This window comes from Parafrankia sp. Ea1.12, assembly GCF_900465275.1.
GTDB classification, from domain to species: Bacteria; Actinomycetota; Actinomycetes; order Frankiales; family Frankiaceae; genus Parafrankia; species Parafrankia soli.
In genome coordinates this window covers 1-313 of sequence record NZ_UBIZ01000040.1, presented here as the reverse complement: position 1 = coordinate 313, position 313 = coordinate 1, and the positions used below count along the sequence as shown (strand labels likewise).

1 pseudogene is annotated in these 313 nt (G+C 70.9%); it reads right to left on the bottom strand.

The features are described 5' to 3' along the window. Positions 1-313 (bottom strand): annotated as a pseudogene (locus FMEAI12_RS00195) (helix-turn-helix domain-containing protein); the annotation flags it as partial.

Sequence of the window (313 nt, the reverse complement as noted above, 5' to 3'; positions counted from 1 at the left end):
CGCAGGAACTGTCGCCATGTGGTGTCGGTCTGCCGTTTCGGAGCTGGGGGAGCCCCAGGGACGTCAGGACCCGGCGGATCGTGGATGCGCTCACCCGGTGGCCGAGCTTGAGGAGCTCGCCCTGGATCCGCTGGTAGCCCCACGTCGTGTTCTCGGTCGCAAGCCGCTCGATCAGCGTGGCGATCTCCTGGCTGATCGGTGGCCGTCCCGTCCGCTGCGGGTGGGTCCACTTCCGTGTGACCAGGCGGCGGTGCCACCGCAGAACGGTGCCGGGCGCGACCAGCCGGTGCGCCCGCAGCGCTCTGGGCAGGAG